The organism is Saccharothrix sp., assembly GCF_031180885.1.
GTDB lineage: Bacteria > Actinomycetota > Actinomycetes > Mycobacteriales > Pseudonocardiaceae > Actinosynnema.
In genome coordinates this window covers 100,716-116,969 of record NZ_JAPSLK010000003.1, presented here as the reverse complement: position 1 = coordinate 116,969, position 16,254 = coordinate 100,716, and the positions used below count along the sequence as shown (strand labels likewise).

General features: G+C 71.3%; 17 protein-coding genes. 11 read left to right on the top strand and 6 right to left on the bottom strand.

What is annotated here, in order from left to right:
* The first annotated feature begins 334 nt into the window (after positions 1-334).
* Positions 335-2,596 (top strand): excinuclease ABC subunit UvrA, encoded by a 2,262-nt coding sequence (locus RIN75_RS06805; protein ID WP_309110925.1) that lies wholly within the window; start codon positions 335-337, stop codon positions 2,594-2,596.
* An 18-nt stretch (positions 2,597-2,614) separates the two neighbouring features.
* Positions 2,615-3,427, top strand: coding sequence for a siderophore-interacting protein (locus tag RIN75_RS06800; protein WP_309110924.1), 813 nt, complete (start codon positions 2,615-2,617; stop codon positions 3,425-3,427).
* Positions 3,428-3,522: 95 nt separating this feature from the next.
* Here the strand turns inward: RIN75_RS06800 and RIN75_RS06795 are convergent, their stop codons facing one another.
* Positions 3,523-4,338 carry a hypothetical protein gene (locus tag RIN75_RS06795; RefSeq protein WP_309110923.1) on the bottom strand — a complete coding sequence of 272 codons (816 nt, stop codon included), beginning with the start codon at positions 4,336-4,338 and terminating at the stop codon, positions 3,523-3,525.
* A 638-nt stretch (positions 4,339-4,976) separates the two neighbouring features.
* Between RIN75_RS06795 and RIN75_RS06790 the strand changes: the two genes are divergently transcribed.
* From RIN75_RS06790 to RIN75_RS06780, 3 genes are all read left to right on the top strand, one after another.
* Positions 4,977-6,899 carry a S8 family peptidase gene (locus RIN75_RS06790; RefSeq protein WP_309110922.1) on the top strand — a complete coding sequence of 641 codons (1,923 nt, stop codon included), beginning with the start codon at positions 4,977-4,979 and terminating at the stop codon, positions 6,897-6,899.
* A gap of 61 nt (positions 6,900-6,960) precedes the next feature.
* On the top strand, positions 6,961-7,701 hold the full coding sequence (locus RIN75_RS06785) for an IclR family transcriptional regulator (RefSeq protein ID WP_309110921.1): 741 nt from the start codon (positions 6,961-6,963) through the stop codon (positions 7,699-7,701).
* An 83-nt stretch (positions 7,702-7,784) separates the two neighbouring features.
* Complete coding sequence (locus RIN75_RS06780; RefSeq protein ID WP_309110920.1) at positions 7,785-8,936, top strand: 4-hydroxybenzoate 3-monooxygenase; 1,152 nt, start codon at positions 7,785-7,787, stop codon at positions 8,934-8,936.
* Positions 8,937-8,958: 22 nt separating this feature from the next.
* On the opposite strand, the gene RIN75_RS06775 is transcribed toward RIN75_RS06780, so the two are convergent.
* Positions 8,959-9,528: a hypothetical protein gene (locus RIN75_RS06775; RefSeq protein WP_309110919.1), complete on the bottom strand. Its 570-nt coding sequence runs from the start codon at positions 9,526-9,528 to the stop codon at positions 8,959-8,961.
* A gap of 110 nt (positions 9,529-9,638) precedes the next feature.
* Here RIN75_RS06775 and RIN75_RS06770 point away from each other — a divergent pair, with 110 nt between their 5' ends.
* Genes RIN75_RS06770 through RIN75_RS06750 form a run of 5 tightly spaced genes read left to right on the top strand, consistent with a single transcriptional unit; the run spans position 9,639 to position 12,719 of the window.
* Positions 9,639-10,085 carry a YbaB/EbfC family nucleoid-associated protein gene (locus RIN75_RS06770; RefSeq protein WP_309110918.1) on the top strand — a complete coding sequence of 149 codons (447 nt, stop codon included), beginning with the start codon at positions 9,639-9,641 and terminating at the stop codon, positions 10,083-10,085.
* Positions 10,082-10,390, top strand: a complete 309-nt coding sequence (locus tag RIN75_RS06765) for a type VII secretion target (protein ID WP_309110917.1) — start codon at positions 10,082-10,084, stop codon at positions 10,388-10,390. Before RIN75_RS06770 ends, RIN75_RS06765 begins: the two co-directional genes overlap by 4 nt.
* A complete protein-coding gene (locus RIN75_RS06760; RefSeq protein ID WP_309110916.1) occupies positions 10,387-11,775 on the top strand; it encodes a hypothetical protein in 1,389 nt (462 codons plus the stop codon). The genes RIN75_RS06765 and RIN75_RS06760 overlap by 4 nt, the downstream gene beginning before the upstream one ends.
* Positions 11,772-12,230, top strand: coding sequence for a DUF6346 domain-containing protein (locus tag RIN75_RS06755; protein ID WP_309110915.1), 459 nt, complete (start codon positions 11,772-11,774; stop codon positions 12,228-12,230). The genes RIN75_RS06760 and RIN75_RS06755 overlap by 4 nt, the downstream gene beginning before the upstream one ends.
* A 45-nt stretch (positions 12,231-12,275) precedes the next feature.
* Complete coding sequence (locus RIN75_RS06750) at positions 12,276-12,719, top strand: hypothetical protein (protein WP_309110914.1); 444 nt, start codon at positions 12,276-12,278, stop codon at positions 12,717-12,719.
* On the opposite strand, the gene RIN75_RS06745 is transcribed toward RIN75_RS06750, so the two are convergent.
* A complete protein-coding gene (locus RIN75_RS06745) occupies positions 12,706-13,263 on the bottom strand; it encodes a class I SAM-dependent methyltransferase (protein WP_309110913.1) in 558 nt (185 codons plus the stop codon). The genes RIN75_RS06750 and RIN75_RS06745 overlap by 14 nt on opposite strands.
* A gap of 53 nt (positions 13,264-13,316) precedes the next feature.
* Between RIN75_RS06745 and RIN75_RS06740 the strand changes: the two genes are divergently transcribed.
* The gene (locus RIN75_RS06740) at positions 13,317-13,742 is read left to right on the top strand and encodes a MerR family transcriptional regulator (protein ID WP_309110912.1); all 426 of its coding nucleotides are present in this window, start codon (positions 13,317-13,319) and stop codon (positions 13,740-13,742) included.
* Between the two features lie 48 nt (positions 13,743-13,790).
* Here the strand turns inward: RIN75_RS06740 and RIN75_RS06735 are convergent, their stop codons facing one another.
* From RIN75_RS06735 to RIN75_RS06725, 3 genes are all read right to left on the bottom strand, one after another.
* Complete coding sequence (locus RIN75_RS06735) at positions 13,791-14,075, bottom strand: PEP-utilizing enzyme (protein WP_309110911.1); 285 nt, start codon at positions 14,073-14,075, stop codon at positions 13,791-13,793.
* A 125-nt stretch (positions 14,076-14,200) separates the two neighbouring features.
* Entirely contained in the window at positions 14,201-15,505 is a 1,305-nt protein-coding gene (locus RIN75_RS06730) for a PEP/pyruvate-binding domain-containing protein (protein ID WP_309110910.1), read from the bottom strand.
* Positions 15,502-16,074 carry a PEP/pyruvate-binding domain-containing protein gene (locus tag RIN75_RS06725; protein ID WP_309110909.1) on the bottom strand — a complete coding sequence of 191 codons (573 nt, stop codon included), beginning with the start codon at positions 16,072-16,074 and terminating at the stop codon, positions 15,502-15,504. Before RIN75_RS06725 ends, RIN75_RS06730 begins: the two co-directional genes overlap by 4 nt.
* Between the last annotated feature and the right edge of the window lie 180 nt (positions 16,075-16,254).

Below are 16,254 nucleotides of genomic sequence, written 5' to 3'. Positions count from 1 at the left end.
CGGCGGCCGCTCGGCCACGGCGGGCGCGGCACGGACAAGCTGGGCAGGAGCGGTGCGGGCCGGCGTGGGCGGACCAGCGGTTGGCAGGCCGGCGGTTGACGGGCCGGGCGGCCAGCAGGCCGACTGGGCGTTGGCGGGCCGCGTTGTCCCGGCCGGCGGTCGACAGGCCCGCCTGCGGTTGGCGGGCCTGTGGTTGGCGGGCTGGGTGTGCGTGTGCCGGGGCCGGCGGACAGCGAGCGGAAGCGGAGAAGAGCGGGGCGCTTGCATCTCCTTACGGCATAAACTAGCCTGGCTCGGCACTTTACGGCATAAAGAAACCAGGGGGAAGCAAGGCATGGGAACCGCCGCCGACAGCCACGACGTCATCGAGGTCCGAGGCGCCAGGGAGAACAACCTCAAGGACGTCAGCGTCGACATCCCCAAACGCCGACTCACCGTCTTCACCGGCGTCTCCGGCTCCGGCAAGTCCTCGCTCGTCTTCGGCACCATCGCCGCCGAGTCGCAGCGCCTGATCAACGAGACCTACACCGCGTTCATCCAGTCCTTCATGGCCCCCGTCGGCCGCCCCGACGTCGACGCCCTGCGCAACCTCAGCGCCGCCATCGTCGTCGACCAGGAGCGCATGGGCGCCAACTCCCGCTCCACCGTCGGCACCGCCACCGACGCCCACACCATGCTCCGCATCCTGTTCAGCCGCCTCGGCGAACCCCACGTCGGCACCTCGGGCGCGTTCAGCTTCAACCTCCCCGAGGGCATGTGCCCGGAGTGCGAAGGACTCGGCCGCGTCTCCACCATCGACGTCGACCGGCTCGTCGACCGCACCAAGTCCCTCAACGAGGGCGCCATCACCGTCCCCGGCTTCACCGCCGACGGCTGGCTCACCCAGACCTACGCCCAGTCCGGCTTCTTCGACCCCGACCTGCCGCTGGAGCAGTACACCGACCAGCAGTGGCACGACCTCCTCCACAAGGAGAACACCAAGGTCAAGCTCGGCAAGACCAACGTCACCTACGAAGGCCTCGTCCTCCGCGTCCAGCGCTCCTTCCTGGCCAAGGACCGCGAGTCCATGCAGCCGCACATCCGGGCCTTCGTCGACCGCGCCGTCACCTTCAAGGACTGCCCGGAGTGCCGGGGCGCCCGCCTCAACGCCGCCGCCCTCTCCTCCAAGATCAACGATGTCAACATCGCCGAGTGCGCCGCCATGCAGATCAGCGACCTCGCCGACTGGGTCGCCAAGATCGACGACGAGTCCGTCCGCCCCATGGTCGCCACCCTCAAGGAAACCCTCGACTCCCTGGTCGAGATCGGCCTGGGCTACCTCAGCCTCGACCGCCAGTCCGCCACCCTCTCCGGTGGCGAGGCGCAGCGCGTCAAGATGGTCCGCCACCTCGGCTCCGCCCTCACCGACATCACCTACGTCTTCGACGAACCCACCGTCGGCCTGCACCCCCACGACATCCAGCGCATGAACGACCTCCTCCTGCGCCTCAAGGACAAGGGCAACACCGTCCTGGTCGTCGAGCACAAACCCGAGACCATCGAGATCGCGGACCACGTCGTCGACCTCGGCCCCGGCGCGGGCGTCCACGGCGGCGAGATCACCTACACCGGCACCGTCGAAGGCCTGCGCGCCGCCGGCACCCTCACCGGCCGCCACCTCGACCACCGCGCCCAACTCCGGCCCGACCCGCGCACCCCGCGCGGCCACATCGCCATCACCGGCGCGAACCTGCACAACCTCAAGGACGTCAGCGTCGACATCCCCCTCGGCGTCCTCACCGTCGTCACCGGCGTCGCGGGCTCCGGCAAGTCCAGCCTGATCCACGGCTCCCTGGGCAGCCGCGACGACGTCGTCACCGTCGACCAGTCCCCCATCCGCGGCAGCCGCCGCAGTAACCCCGCCACCTACACGGGGCTGCTCGACCCGATCCGCACCGCCTTCGCCAAGGCCAACGGCGTCAAACCCGCCCTGTTCAGCGCCAACTCCGAAGGCGCCTGCCCCAAGTGCAAGGGCATCGGACTCGTCTACACCGACCTCGCCATGATGGCCGGCGTCGCGTCGGTCTGCGAGGAGTGCGAGGGCAAGCGGTTCACCCCCGCCGTGCTGGAGCACAAGCTGCGCGGCAAGGACATCAGCGAAGTCCTCGCCATGTCCGTCACCGAAGCCCGCGACTTCTTCACCGAGAAGGCCGCCGCCGCCATCCTGGGCCGACTGGTCGACGTCGGCCTCGGCTACGTCTCCCTCGGCCAGCCCCTCACCACCCTGTCCGGCGGCGAACGCCAACGCCTCAAGCTCGCCATCCACATGGCCGAGAAGGCCTCCACCTACATCCTCGACGAACCCACCACCGGCCTGCACCTCGCCGACGTCGACCAGCTCCTCGGCCTGCTCGACCGGCTCGTCGACGACGGCGGCACCGTCATCGTCATCGAGCACCACCAGGCCGTCATGGCCCACGCCGACTGGATCATCGACCTCGGCCCCGGTGCCGGCCACGACGGCGGCCGGATCGTGTTCACCGGCACCCCCGCCGACCTCGTCGCCGACGGCTCCACCCTCACCGCCCAGCACCTGCGCGCCTACGTCGGCCGCTGACCCACCGGGGACCCACCGATGCCACTCCTGCACGTCACCGCCGTCGAACCGGTGACCCCGCGCGTCACCCGCGTGCGGTTCACCGGCGACGGCCTCGACGACTTCCCCACCTGGCCCGACCAGCAGCTCAAACTGCTGTTCCCGCGCCCCGGCCACCCCGTGCCCGACCTGCCCGCCGACCGCGGCGACAAGTACGGCATGGGCTGGTACCAGGCCTACCAGGCGATCCCCGAAGCCGAACGCCCGTGGCTGCGCAGCTACACCGTCCGCGCCCACCACCCCGAGTCCGCGGAGATCGACATCGACTTCGTCCTCCACGACCACGCCGGCCCGGCGACGGACTGGGCGAGGAACGCCAAGAGCGGCGACACCCTCGGCCGCTACGGCCCGTCCAAGGTCTACCACCGCCCCCTGGGCAAGGCCGACTGGTACCTCTTCGCCGGCGACGAAGCCGCCACCCCCGCCATCGCCACCCTCCTGGCCGCCCTGCCCGCAGGGACCAAGGCACTGACCTACGCCGAAGCCCGCGACGCCACCGAGGAACAACCGATCGGCGACGTCCACTGGGTCCACCGCGGCGACACCGCACCCGGCCGCGGAACCGACCTGCTCGACGCCGTGCGCGCCGCGGACTTCCCGCCGGGCACCGGGTACGCGTGGCTGGGAGGGGAAGCGGGCGCGGTCCGCGCGCTGCGCCGCCACCTGGTCGACGAACGCGGGTTCGACAAGCGGGCGATCGACTTCACCGGCTACTGGCGCCTCGCCCTCACCCAGGACGACTCCCCCACCGACGAAGACCTCGCCGACGCCCGGGAACGCGTCGCCTTCTGACCGACCGAACGGACCTCCCGACCGACCGGAAAGGGGTGGCCGGCTCCGAAGAACCGGCCACCCCAACACAAACCTCCCGCTCAGACCGCCCGGTCTCAGGCGGCGAGCTTCGGGAAGTCCTTGCGCTTGATCTTCGCGCGCCGCCCGTCCGGGTGGTGGAACACGATGCCCTCCGCCAGGTTCCCCGGCGCGTACCGGCTCTCCAAAGTGGACAGGAACTCGCGCAGCTCCGCGTACCCGCGCGGCACGTCCTCGTACACCGGCGCGTTGGTGTTGAACGGCACGCAGAGGTGGGTGTCCAGACCCAGCGGGTTGCCCTGGATGCGCGGACCCAGCGCCTCGCACGAGTGCTCGCCGTCCGGCCACTGCGACACGTCGGTGCCCTCCGCCGCCGCCAGGATCCACTTGTCCTCGGCCGAATCGGCGGACGTGTCGACGTACCAACCGTCCACGATGCCCAGCGCCTTCTGCTCCCGTCCCGGGTTGCGCCGCTTCTCCACGCGCACCAGGTGACCGGACCGCACGGTCAGCCGCACGTTGGTGCCGTCGAGCTTCTCGGTGCCGACACCCTCCCCCGCGAACACCCACGCGCACTCGGCCTTCGGCCGGTCGGTCACCCGGAACCGGTCGTCGCGCTCGAACAGCGTCGGGATCTTCTCCACGACTGGTCCCCCTCTCGCTCGTCCGGTCAACAACAACTCGTGGCTGACGACCCCGCTGGACAACCCGTCCGCCAGGCGCCGCACCAGATCGGCGACCGGCACGTCCGCGTCGGCGGCGGCGTGCTTGAGCGCCCGCTTCTCCTCCGGCGAGATCCAGGCGACGAGCCGGGACCACCCCTCGGGCGGTGTCCAGCGCGCCAACCGGTCCGGGTCCTTGCGGGGCCTACCCCGTCCCCTGCCGTCTGCCACGCCGGAACCGTAGCGATCTTGTGCAAGTTGGCACAACAGATATTCGCGCGTCGCCGTGCCGGCCCTGCGACTTGCCGGTGCGCAGCACTCGGGCTTGGCGCGCAGCACACGGGCTCGCGCGCGAAGCACGCTTGGCGCGCAGCGCTCGGGCCAGGCGCGCCCCGCGCGCCTGGCTTGTGCAGGGTCGGCTCGGGTGGGGTGGGCGGGCGGAACGCCCACAGAGAGCAAAGCGCGCTCCGGCCCGGCACCCCACCCACGCCCACCCGCAAGCCCGCCCCAAGCCACGCGCCCACCCCAAGCCGCCCGCACTCAGCCCTGCCCCCTGCGCCGCCTCGCCCTCGGGGCGGTTTTTGACGGGGCCGCACGGATCTACGGCCCCCGAGGGTGGGGGGATTGTTTATTTCATTCAACACTGAAGTCATCATGAATAGTGATCAATCGATGGAATAACGTGGAATGATCAACCCGCACACGTTCGGGAACCCGCACGCCCCAGCCACGGTCGGCCGATTGTCGACCCGCCCCACCTGCTCTAACGTTGCCGATCACGTCCGCGCGAACGTGAACCGAACTCCGCTCTCCGGCCGGGCCGCCGCCGCAACGGGTCCCGCCGGATCCTGCATGAGGGAGACCCTGCCATGCGCGGAAATCGAACACCCCTGCTCGCCTTGAGCACGGCCGCGGTGACGGCGCTCGCGTTGGCCGGCACGGCCACGCCCGCCGCGGCCGAAGGCGAAATCCTCGGCGCGGACAACCCGCGTGCGATCAAGGACAGCTACATCGTCGTCTTCAACGACCTGTCCACCCAGAGCGTCGACGCGCTCACCACCGACCTGAGCGCCAAGTACTCCGCCAAGGTCGAGCACACCTACCGCCACGCGCTCAAGGGCTTCGCGGGCACGCTCTCCGAACGCGCCGCCCGCCGGCTGGCCGCCGAGCCGACCGTGGCCTACGTCGAGCAGAACGGCACCGTCGAGGCCCTGGACACCCAGCCCAACCCGCCCTCCTGGGGCCTCAACCGCATCGACCAGCGCGACCTGCCGCTGGACACCAGCTACACCTACCCCAACACGGCGTCGAACGTCACCGCGTACATCATCGACACCGGCATCCGCACCACCCACTCCGACTTCGGCGGGCGCGCGGTCTGGGGCACCAACACCGTCGACAGCAACAACACCGACTGCAACGGCCACGGCACGCACGTCGCCGGCACGGTCGGCGGCACCTCCTACGGTGTCGCCAAGGGCGTGAAGCTGGTCGCGGTCAAGGTGCTCAACTGCCAGGGTTCCGGCTCGTTCGCCGGGGTCGCGGCGGGCATCGACTGGGTCACCGGCAACCACACCTCCGGCCCGGCCGTGGCGAACATGAGCCTGGGCGCGCAGGGCAGCGACGCCACCACCGAGAACGCCGTCCGCAACTCCATCGCCGACGGCGTCACCTACGCCATCGCGTCGGGCAACTCCAACGCCGACGCCTGCAACTTCACCCCGGCGCGCGTCGCCGAGGCGGTCACGGTCAACGCCTCGGACGCCAACGACGGCCGTGCGTCGTTCTCCAACTACGGCACCTGCACCGACATCTTCGCGCCGGGCGTCAACATCACCTCCGCGTGGATGACCAGCGACACCGCGACCAACACCATCTCCGGCACGTCCATGGCCGCCCCGCACGTCGCCGGCGGCGCGGCGCTGCTGCTGGGCGCGACCCCGACCCTGACCCCCGCCCAGGTGCAGAGCCAGCTCATCGCGAACTCCACCACCGGCAAGATCACCAACCCGGGCACCGGCTCCCCCAACCGCCTGCTGTTCGTCAACACCGGCGGCTCGGTGCCGGGCAGCCCGTCGGTCACCCCGCCGGGCAACCAGACCGGGACCGTGGGCACCGCGACCAGCCTCCAGCTCAAGGCCAGCGGCGGCACTCCCCCGTACACCTGGTCCGCCACCGGCCTGCCGCCCGGCCTCTCCATCGCCCCGAGCACCGGCCTGATCTCCGGCACGCCGACCACCGCCGGCTCCTACTCGGTGACCGCGACCGCCACCGACTCCGCGAGCAAGTCCGGCAGCACCACGTTCACCTGGACGATCAGCCCGCCCGGCGGCTCGTGCACCAGCCCCGGCCAGAAGCTGGTGAACCCCGGCTTCGAGTCCGGCACCACCGGCTGGTCCAACGCCACCTGGACGATCGGCGCCTGGACCGGTGAGGGCGCGCCGCGCACCGGCACCCGCTCGTCGTGGATCAGCGGCTACGGCTACACCGCGACCGAGACGCTCCAGCAGGTCGTCACGGTCCCGGCGGGCTGCACGAACTCCACCCTGTCGCTGTACCTGAAGATCAGCACCTCGGAGTACGAGCCCGCGGTGTTCGACACCTTCACCATCAAGGCCAACGGCACCACGCTGGCCACCTACACCAACCTCAACCCGTCCGGGTACGCCCTGCGCACGTTCAACGTGGGCGCGTACGCGGGCCAGTCGGTGACCCTGACCTTCACCGGCAGCGAGGACTGGTCGTACCACACATCCTTCGTGCTGGACGACCTCGCATTGAACGCGGCCTGATCCAAGCGAGGGTCTGGTTCGCGAGAACCAGACCCTCGCCCGGCGCGGGTACCGTGACGCCATGGCGGGTCGGTCGTCGGGACGCGGGGTGCTGGAGAAGGCGCTGGGTGTGCTGGACGCCTTCGAGGGCCGCCGCGACGGCCTGCGCCTGGCCGAACTCGCCCGGCACAGCGGTCTGCCGGTGACCACCGTGCGCCGGCTGGCCGCCGACCTGGTCAACCGGCAGGTGCTGGAACGGCTGCCCGACCGCAGGTACGTCGTGGGTCGGCGGCTGTGGCAGCTGGGGCTGCTGGCCAGGGTGCAGGGCGGGCTGCGGGACGTGGCGCTGCCGTTCCTCCAGGATTTGTACGAGGCCACGCGGGAGAACGTCCACCTGGCCGTGCGGGACGGGTTGCAGGCGCTCTACCTGGAACGTCTCTACGGCCGGACGTCCGTGCCGCTGGTCAGCCGGCCCGGCGGGCGGTTGCCGCTGCACGCCACCGGGGTCGGGAAGGTGCTGCTCGCCCACGCGCCCGAGGACGTGATCGCGTCGGTCGTCGCGTCCGCCGAGAAGGTCACCCCGTACACGATCACCGAGCCGGGCCGGCTGCTGCGCGAGCTGGCCGAGGTGCGGCGGCGCGGGTACGCCCGGACCGTGCAGGAGATGACGCTGGGGACGTGCTCGGTGGCGGTGCCCGTGCTCGACGCGTCCGGTGCCGTGGTGGCGTCGATCGGCCTGGTCCTGGCCACCCGCCGGGACCCCGGCCGCCACCTCGCCGCCCTCCGCGTCGCCGCCGCCGGGATCTCCCGCACCCAGCACTGAGCGCCTGCCGCTGAGCACTCGACTGCCACTGAGTGGACGTTTCGACTTCCGCGGCGTCGGTCGGCTCCGCGAGGCTCGTCGACATGCGCACACAGGTCGCCATCGTCGGCGCCGGCCCCGCCGGCCTGCTGCTGTCCCACCTGCTCTCGCTGCGCGGCGTGGAGTCCGTGGTGGTCGAGAACCGGTCCCGCGCGTACGTCGAGGCCCGCATCCGGGCCGGCGTGCTGGAGCAGGACACCGTGGATTTGCTGATCGACTCCGGTCTGGGCGACCGGCTGAAGTCCGTGGGGCTGCGGCACGACGGCGTGTACCTCCAGTGGCCCGGCGAGCGGCACCGGATCGACTTCCAGGCGCTGACCGGGCGGTCGGTGTGGATCTACGGGCAGACCGAGGTGGTGAAGGACCTGCTCGCGGTGCGCGGCGACGCCGTCCACTTCGAGGTCTCCGAGACCGCTTTGCACGACCCGGGTTCCCGGCCGTCGGTGTCCTTTGTGGACGCTGACGGGGTCCGGCAGGTGGTGGAGGCCGATTTCGTGGTCGGGGCGGACGGTTTCCACGGTGTCAGCCGGGCGCACGTACCCGGCTCACGGACGTGGGAGCGGGACTACCCGTACGGGTGGCTCGGCGTCCTGGCCGAGGTGCCGCCGTCGACCGACGAGCTGATCTACGCGTGGCACCCCCGCGGTTTCGCCATGCACAGCATGCGCTCCCCCAGCCTGAGCCGGCTGTACCTCCAGGTGGACCGCGGTGAGGACATCGGCAACTGGTCCGACGACCGGGTGTGGACGGAGTTGAGCACGCGGCTCGCGCTGGACGGCTGGACGCTCCAAACCGGCCCGATCGTCGACAAGGGCATCACGCCGATGCGTTCCTTTGTCAGCGCGCCCATGCACCACGGGCGGTTGTTCCTGGTCGGCGACGCGGCGCACATCGTGCCGCCGACCGGTGCGAAGGGGCTCAACCTGGCGGTCGCGGACGTCGCCGTGCTGTCCCGGGCGTTGATCGCGTTCTTCACCGAGGGCCGGTCGGACCTGCTGGAGACCTACGGGGAGCGGGCGTTGCGCCGGGTGTGGCGGTGCACGCACTTCTCGTGGTGGATGACCTCGATGCTGCACGTGACCGGCGACGACCTCGACCGCGAACTCCAGCTCTCGCAGCTCAGGTACGTGTGCTCGTCGACCGCCGCCGCGACCAGCCTGGCCGAGAACTACGTGGGGCTGCCGCACGAGCTGTGACCGGGCGCGGTGCCGCCGGCGGTCAGAGCACCGCGCCGTGCAGCGCCCGCACCAGTTCGTCGCCGGGCACGGTCAGCCGCACCCCGGCCGGCCCGCACAGCCGCAGCTCGAACGGCTCGTCCGCCCGGTCGAACACGACCGCGAGCTCCGCGCCCGTGCGGCGCTGCCAGTGCGGCGGCCAGTCGGCGGGCACGACCCGGTCGGAGGTGAAGGCGTCCACCACCCGCACCCCGCGCTCCTCGCGCAGCACCAGGTGCGGCCGGTCGCGGCGGGTCGGGTCCAGCGGCAGGACCAGCTCGCCGCCCAGCACCGCCAGCAACGCCTCGTCCGGTGCGATCGACCCGGCGCCGACCAGGAACACCGCCCCTTCCAGCTCGTTGCCCGGACCCTGGTAGCGCGGGTTCTCGACGTAGGTGTCGGTGATCTCACCGCGCGCGTCGACCAGGTACCGGCCGATCACCGCCTCGCTGACCGGACCGACGACCTTCTCCACCACCGGGTCGAACACCTGCAACCAGCTGTTGGGGATCGTGCGGGCGTGCTCGCGCGCCCGCACGGTGATCGGCGGCCGCGTCGTCTCCTGGGCCGTCACCTACCCACCTCTCCTCCACATCGGGGATCCGTATCGTCCCATTTCGATCATCCGGGCCCGCCGGCCGTGCCACCATCCGGGGCAGAGAACCGCCACCACGAGGACATCGAGTGACCGACCCACACCAGTACCTGGCCGACTTCGAGCAGCACCTGCAGCGCGCGCAGCAGCAGGTGGACGCCATCCAGACCGCCTTCCGCGACGCCCGCACCACGGCGACCAGCCCCGACGGCGCGGTGACCGTGACGGTCGCCTCCGGCGGGCGCATCGAGTCGCTCCAGCTCTCCCCGAAGGCCGACAGCCTGGGCCACACCGCGCTGGGCGCCACGATCATGACCACGATCCGCAAGGCCCAGGTGGACGCGGCGCGGATGATCGAGGAGACGGTGCGGCCGGTGCTCGGCGACGGCGAGGGCATGAGCTTCCTGCGCGAGCAGGTCGAGCAGGGCATCGCCGCGATCGACCCGACCGGCATCGCCACGCCGCCCGCCGATCGCGAGCGGCGCGAGCCGCCCAAGGACGACGACGACTACTACGGCGGGCCGGTGCTGCGATGAGCGGGTTCAAGACCAGCAAGGCGGATCTGGAGGACCACGCCAAGCTGCTCGACGGCACGCTGTCGTCCGAAGTGCGGGAGGCCGTGGACGCCGCCGGGCAGGTGAAGCTCGGGGCCGAGACGATGGGTGTGATCTGCCAGGTCTACTCGTTCATCTTCAACGACGAGCTGGACACCGCCCGCGACCTGCTGGCCAAGCTGCCCGAGGCGCTGGACGCCACCGGCGCGGAGCTGCGGGCGAGCGCGAACCTCTACGACACCACCGACCAGGGTGAGCGCCGGACCTTCGACGGGATGAACGGATGACGAACGAACTGGTCCAGAAGCCCCAGGACGACGGCAAGATCTTCACCGGCGCGGGTCTGCTGGACACCGGCGAGGACCTCGTCCGCAACTTCTCGGGCAAGAGCCAGGCCAAAGACGACAACGGCAACGTCAAGGACAAGGAACTCGACGAGGTCGCGCTGGCCATCGACGGCATCGCGATGGGCCTGGGCCTGGTGGGCGCGGCCGTGGACCCGTTGGGCACGCTCGCCGCCAGCGTCGTCGGCTGGATCATCGAGAACGTCAGCTTCGTCCGCAAGCCGTTCGACGACCTGGCCGGCGACCCGCCCGCGATCGAGGCCGTCGCGAACACGTGGACGAAGATCTCCGAGCGGCTCAACGAGGTCGCCGGCACGTACGAGACGAGCCGCGGCAAGATCGCCGACTGGGAGGGTGGCGGGGCCGACGCCTACGGCAAGCGCGCCGACGCCCTGGTCGCCCACCTGAAGAAAGCGGCGACGTCCGCCGAGGAGGCCGCGACGGCCATCAAGCTCGCGGGTGCGGCGGTCGCCGCCACCCGTGCCCTGATCCGCGACGTGCTCGCCGAGCTGGCCGCCACTTTGATCACGTGGGGCATCCCGGCGGCGGCCGCCGCCGTGCCCACGGCCGGCGCGTCCATCGCCGCGTTCATCACCCGCGCGGTGACCAAGGCGATCCAGATCGGCGGCAAGATCGCCCAGTTCCTCAAGAAGCTGTTCACCATCATGGACAAGCTGTCCGCGGTGGCCAAGCGGATGGGCGCCGGCATGCGCGGCCGGGCGGACGAGCTGGCCGACATGGCCCGCATGTCCCCCAACACCCCGGCGGGCAACCAGCGGGCGGGCGAGCTGCTGCACGCGTCGTCGGTGCGCAACGCCCGCGCCGACCGCTTGGACAACCTCGGCGACAACCTGGCCAACGGCGCCAACCGCGGCCGGGACTCGATGGACAACATCACCAACCGCGCCAACGACATCGCCCAGAACTGGAACCGGCGCGTCGGCGACTGGGCGGACCGCGTCAAGCAGAACGGCCCGAACCGCAAGCAGCGCGTGCAGGACCTGTTCAACCGGATCGGCAGCCCGCCGCCGAACACCCGCAGCGCGGACATGCCCGACCCGACCCACGTGCCCCGTCCGTTGTCCCGGTTCGACAACATCGTGGGCAACGGCATCATCGACGGCCAGAACTGGGCGCGCGCCGCCCGGACGTTCGACATCGGCCACCTGATGCCCGCCGCCGGCGACCTGATCTCCCCGACCCGCGAAGGGCTCAAGGAGCTCAACAAGGGGTTCTGGGCGGATGACGTGGAGAAGTCCGAGGAGAAGGACCGCGACCAGGGCAACCAGGTGTTCCTGCCGTACCGGAACCGGGACAAGGAACAATGACCCCCCGACCGTGGCACCGCAAGCGCCGAGTGCTCGGCGTGCTCATCCTGCTGTGCGTTTATGTGATGATCTTCCTGTACGACGGCGTCTACTGGGGTGACAAGCCGGAGAACACCGCCGACGCCGTTGGCAGGGACGTGAAGTGCGAGGCCGGCGGCTTCCACCTGGGCCTGGTCCACGACTGCTCGGTGACCTTCCAGTGGGAGGGCAAGACCTACACCTCGTCGTTCCGACACGAGATCACCCCAGCGGACATCGGCCGCGAGGTCCCCATCACCATGACCAGCAAGCACCCTCGGACAGGGCATCCGAGGTTCATCGTCGCCCGCGCCTACGACGGCCCACCGGAGTTGTTGCTGCCACTTTCGTGGCTTGTCCTCGGCATCACCGCCACCGTCTTCATGCTCCGCATCTTCTTGGTGACCAGTTCCCTGAACCGCGAGACGCAACGCTAGACACCGGCTGCGGCCCGGGACGCCGGCGTCTGCTTTGATCGGCCGGTGGCGGACAGGTACCCCGAGGTGTTGGTGGAGCGCGAGGTCGTCGTCGTGCGCGGTGGCGAGCAGGCTCGCGCGCCGCTTCGGGCTCAGCTCGACGGGTATGAAGGGCCGTGGCCGCGCTACCGGGTGGAACTGGTGGTGAGCAAGGACCTGTTCACCGCAACCGGGCCGGACCTGTTCGAGGCGCTGACCCGGTTGCGGCGGCAGTTGGAGCCGGCCGGGATCGCGGTCGCGGCGCGGGGTGCGCGGCGGGACGTGTGGCCGAGCGGGATGGCGCGGGACATGGGCGGCGGCCAAAGCGCCTACGTGATGCGGCCGGGGCAACGGACCGAGTTGGCGGACCTGGTGCCGACGCTGGACGACGCCCCGGTGGAACTGCTCGCGACGATCGCCGAGCAGGAGGAGTACCGGGACGCCTGGCTCGGTGGTTTCAGGGCGCGGTAGCGGACACGCGGGTGAACAGCGCCGGCGGCCGGCGCTTCGGGCGGACCGGCGTGCGCCGGACGTCGACGAGTCCGGCGAAGGACTCCCGCCCGACCCGGCTGAAGCGGAAGTCGTACACCAGCAGCACCCCACCCGGACGCAGCACGCGCGCCAACTCCCCCACCGCCCGCCCCGGGTCCGGCCACTCGTGCATGCTCAACGTCGACACCGCCACGTCCACGCTGTCGTCCGGGTGCGGCAGGTCCGCCACGTCCGCGACCACGATCCGCGAAGCCCAACCCCCGGCGCCGGCCGCGGCCAACGCGACCATGTCGGCGGACAGGTCGACCCCGCCCAGCACGAGGTCCGGGCGTCGGGACGCGATCTCGTGCAGGAGCCGACCGGGCCCGGTGCCGACGTCGAGCACCGACGCGCCCGGCGGCGCCACGGCCGCGACGTCGTCCGCGACCCGCCGGTACAGGCCGCCCAACAGGCGCACGGCCCGTCGTTCGTAGGCGGCGCTGCGCTTCTGGTCGAAGTAGTCGCGGGACAGGTGGTCGGTCACAAGGGTCTCCTGAGTGGTTGACAACGCCGACCACTGTGCAACTTCATGTCGACATGAAGTCAACCGAGGAGATGGCGATCGGGGCGCTCGCCGACCGGTTCGGGCTCGCCACCCACGTGCTGCGCCACTGGGAGGACGTCGGCCTGCTCACCCCGCGCAGGCAGGCGAACGGAAGGCGGCGGTACGGGCCGGCGGACGAGACGCGGGTCGCGATGATCCTCCTGGCCAAGGAAGCCGGACTCGGCCTGGACCAGATCCTCCGCCTGTTCGCCGCCACCGCCGACCTCCCGACCCGCCGCGCCCTCTACCGCGAGCACCACGACCGGCTGGCCGAACGGATCGCCGCGCTCCAGGCCTCCCTGTCGGTGCTCGAGCACGCGATGGAGTGCGAGGCCGAGGACATCACCGAGTGCCCGCACTTCAAGGCCAAGGTCGCCGCCCGCATTTCCGACAGCGGACCCCCAGGCGACGCCGGGTGACATCGCACAGCGCCATCGCGCACAAGGACGTCTTGGGCTGGTCAGGATTCACACGGGTGTCACGGTGCCCCGGCCGCCATCCACGCGGATCCGGTCGCCGCTCTTGATGCGACTCGTCGCGTTGCCGCAGCCGACCACGGCCGGTATGCCCAGTTCGCGGGCGACGATGGCGGCGTGGGAGAGCGGTGCGCCCACGTCGGTGACCACTGCCGCCGCCCGGGGGAACAACGGGGTCCACCCGATGTTGGTGACCGTGGTGACGAGGATCTCGCCCGGTTGCAGAAGATCACCCGCCTCAAGGCCGGCAACGACCCTCGCTGAACCTTCGGCCACGCCTGCCGCGCCGGGGAAGCCGGTGATGGCATCCTCCTCGGGCGGCTGGACACCGGTGCTGTCGTACAGGTCCTGGCGGCGGTCCGGGTCGGTGGCCCAGGTCTCGGGCGTGAACGGCCCCCGAATCAGGGTCGGGTACGGCGGTAGCGGTCGTACGCGGCTCGTCTTGCGTCGATCAGGGCCAACGGCCGGGTGTCGCCGTCCAGCACCGCCAGGATCTCCCGATAGGACAGCATGAACGTGTCCGCGCCGGTCAGTTCCCCCGCCCGCACCACGAAAGCGCGCAGCACGGCGAAGCCGCGCACCATCTCCGAGCGTGCCCGTTCCCGTCCGCGCGTGGCCTCGGCCAAAGCGTCCAGCTCGCGGCGGATGCGTGCGGCCTTGCGGGGGTGGGCGGCGAGGAGGCGTTGCCGGGCCTGGTCGCGGGCGATGGCCTGGCGGTGCAGCAGTTCTTCCGGGTCCGGGCCGTCCAGGGCGAGCTGCCGGTCTATCCAGGTCGGGTCTTCGGCCGGCCTGGGCACGGAGACTTCGTACTCGTCGGCGCACCGGTGGCCCCACAGGCGGGTGTAGGTGGCGCGGTCGATCTCGCCCCTCCGCAGGCGGGACAGGCCCAGCAGGGGACCCAGGCTGGCCAGGTCTCCGTCCGCGCCGTGCGCGCCCGTCATCAGGGCGGTGGTGTCGGCCTCGCCCACCAGGGCGTACAGCTTGCGGCGGAGTTTGGCGTCGTCCATGACCACCGAGCCCGCGCCGGCGTCGTAGACCCGGATGTCGTCGCGCAGGAAAGCGTCCACATCGGACGTCCACAGTGCACTCAGCTCGGCCGGCGTCCGGGTGGCGGCGATCCGCGCCCGCAGCTCCTCCGCGCGGGCCGGCGCGCCGGGCAGCAGCACGCCGATCCGGCGGCGGTACTCGCGGGTCTGCCGCACGAACGGGACCGCCGCCCCCAGCGCGGCGCGCACGGTCGCCCGGCGGGACAGCGGCAGGGGCGGCACCTCGACGTCGTCGGGGATGCGGCCGAAGGTGTGCTCGGCCAGGCGCCGCATCAGGCCGGTCAGGCCCAGGGCCGACGCGACGGCGAACACCGCGCTCAGGTTGAGGTAGAACCGGCCGCCGATGTTGCCGGTGGTGGGCACGCCGCCGATCGGCGGCCGGGCCAGGACCTGCGCGAACGACCACGTGGCGGGCGTCATCACGCTGGGCACGGCCTCGCCGAGGTTCGCGCACGTCCACAGGTAGTCGCCGCGCAGGCTGTCGTTCCACACCTCCGGCAACGCGGTCACCGGCCGGGCCTGGAGGATCGCGATCCGGCCGTCGTGCACCGCCCACTCCACGTCCACCGGCACCCCGTACAGGTCCTGGACGCGCGCACCCAGCGCGGCCAGCTCCAAGACCCGCGCCTCATCCAACACCGCACCGGTCGCGGACTTCACCGCTCCCCGGCGACGACGTACTCGTCCGGCGTGACCTCGCCGCCGACCAGGGCCTCCCCCAGGCCCGGCGCGGCGTTGACGACGGTCTCGTCCCGCGCCCCGGTCACCGGGTTGGCGGTGAACAGCACGCCGGCGGCGTCGGCGGGCACCATCTCCTGCACCACCACGCCCATCGCCGCGTCGGTGATGCCGTTGCGCGCCCGGTACGCCACGGCCCGCTCGGTGCCCAGCGACGCCCAGCACCGGCGGACCGCGTCCAGCACGCCCTCGCCGCGCACGTCCAACACGGTGTCGTGCTGGCCCGCGAAGGACAGGTCCGGCAGGTCCTCGGCGGTCGCGGAGGACCGCACCGCGACCGGGCCGTCCGGCAGCGCCGCGCGGATCTCGTCGGCCACCTCCGCCGGCACCTCCCCCGCCGGGCCGGCCAGCCGGAACGCGTCGGTCGTCACGTGGAACCCGCCCGGCACCGGCAACCCGGCCCGGACCAGGCGCGCCAACGACGCCCCCTTCCCGCCGACGGTGGCCAGGTCCGCCCCCGGGTCGTCCAACGGCAGCACGAATCTCCCCATGCCACGATCTTGACACACCCGCCCGTTGCCACACCGACGAACAATGCACGCCGCTTTATTCGCGGAAATCTACAGACAATTTCCCTTCCCGGCCGCGGTTTTCCGCGATGAGCTGCTGTCCGCCGCGCGGCCTGCCCATTTCCTTCTGCGAGGAAGTAGGACGACGTGGGTTCCATGAGC

Excerpts from the sequence above, each read along its gene's own strand:
- RIN75_RS06725 (WP_309110909.1), bottom strand. The coding sequence starts at position 16,074 with ATGGGGAGATTCGTGCTGCCGTTGGACGACCCGGGGGCGGACCTGGCC.
- RIN75_RS06755 (WP_309110915.1), top strand. The coding sequence starts at position 11,772 with ATGACCCCCCGACCGTGGCACCGCAAGCGCCGAGTGCTCGGCGTGCTC.
- RIN75_RS06785 (WP_309110921.1), top strand. The coding sequence starts at position 6,961 with ATGGCGGGTCGGTCGTCGGGACGCGGGGTGCTGGAGAAGGCGCTGGGT.
- RIN75_RS06765 (WP_309110917.1), top strand. The coding sequence starts at position 10,082 with ATGAGCGGGTTCAAGACCAGCAAGGCGGATCTGGAGGACCACGCCAAG.
- RIN75_RS06805 (WP_309110925.1), top strand. The coding sequence starts at position 335 with ATGGGAACCGCCGCCGACAGCCACGACGTCATCGAGGTCCGAGGCGCC.
- RIN75_RS06800 (WP_309110924.1), top strand. The coding sequence starts at position 2,615 with ATGCCACTCCTGCACGTCACCGCCGTCGAACCGGTGACCCCGCGCGTC.
- RIN75_RS06760 (WP_309110916.1), top strand. The coding sequence starts at position 10,387 with ATGACGAACGAACTGGTCCAGAAGCCCCAGGACGACGGCAAGATCTTC.
- RIN75_RS06790 (WP_309110922.1), top strand. The coding sequence starts at position 4,977 with ATGCGCGGAAATCGAACACCCCTGCTCGCCTTGAGCACGGCCGCGGTG.
- RIN75_RS06740 (WP_309110912.1), top strand. The coding sequence starts at position 13,317 with ATGAAGTCAACCGAGGAGATGGCGATCGGGGCGCTCGCCGACCGGTTC.
- RIN75_RS06780 (WP_309110920.1), top strand. The coding sequence starts at position 7,785 with ATGCGCACACAGGTCGCCATCGTCGGCGCCGGCCCCGCCGGCCTGCTG.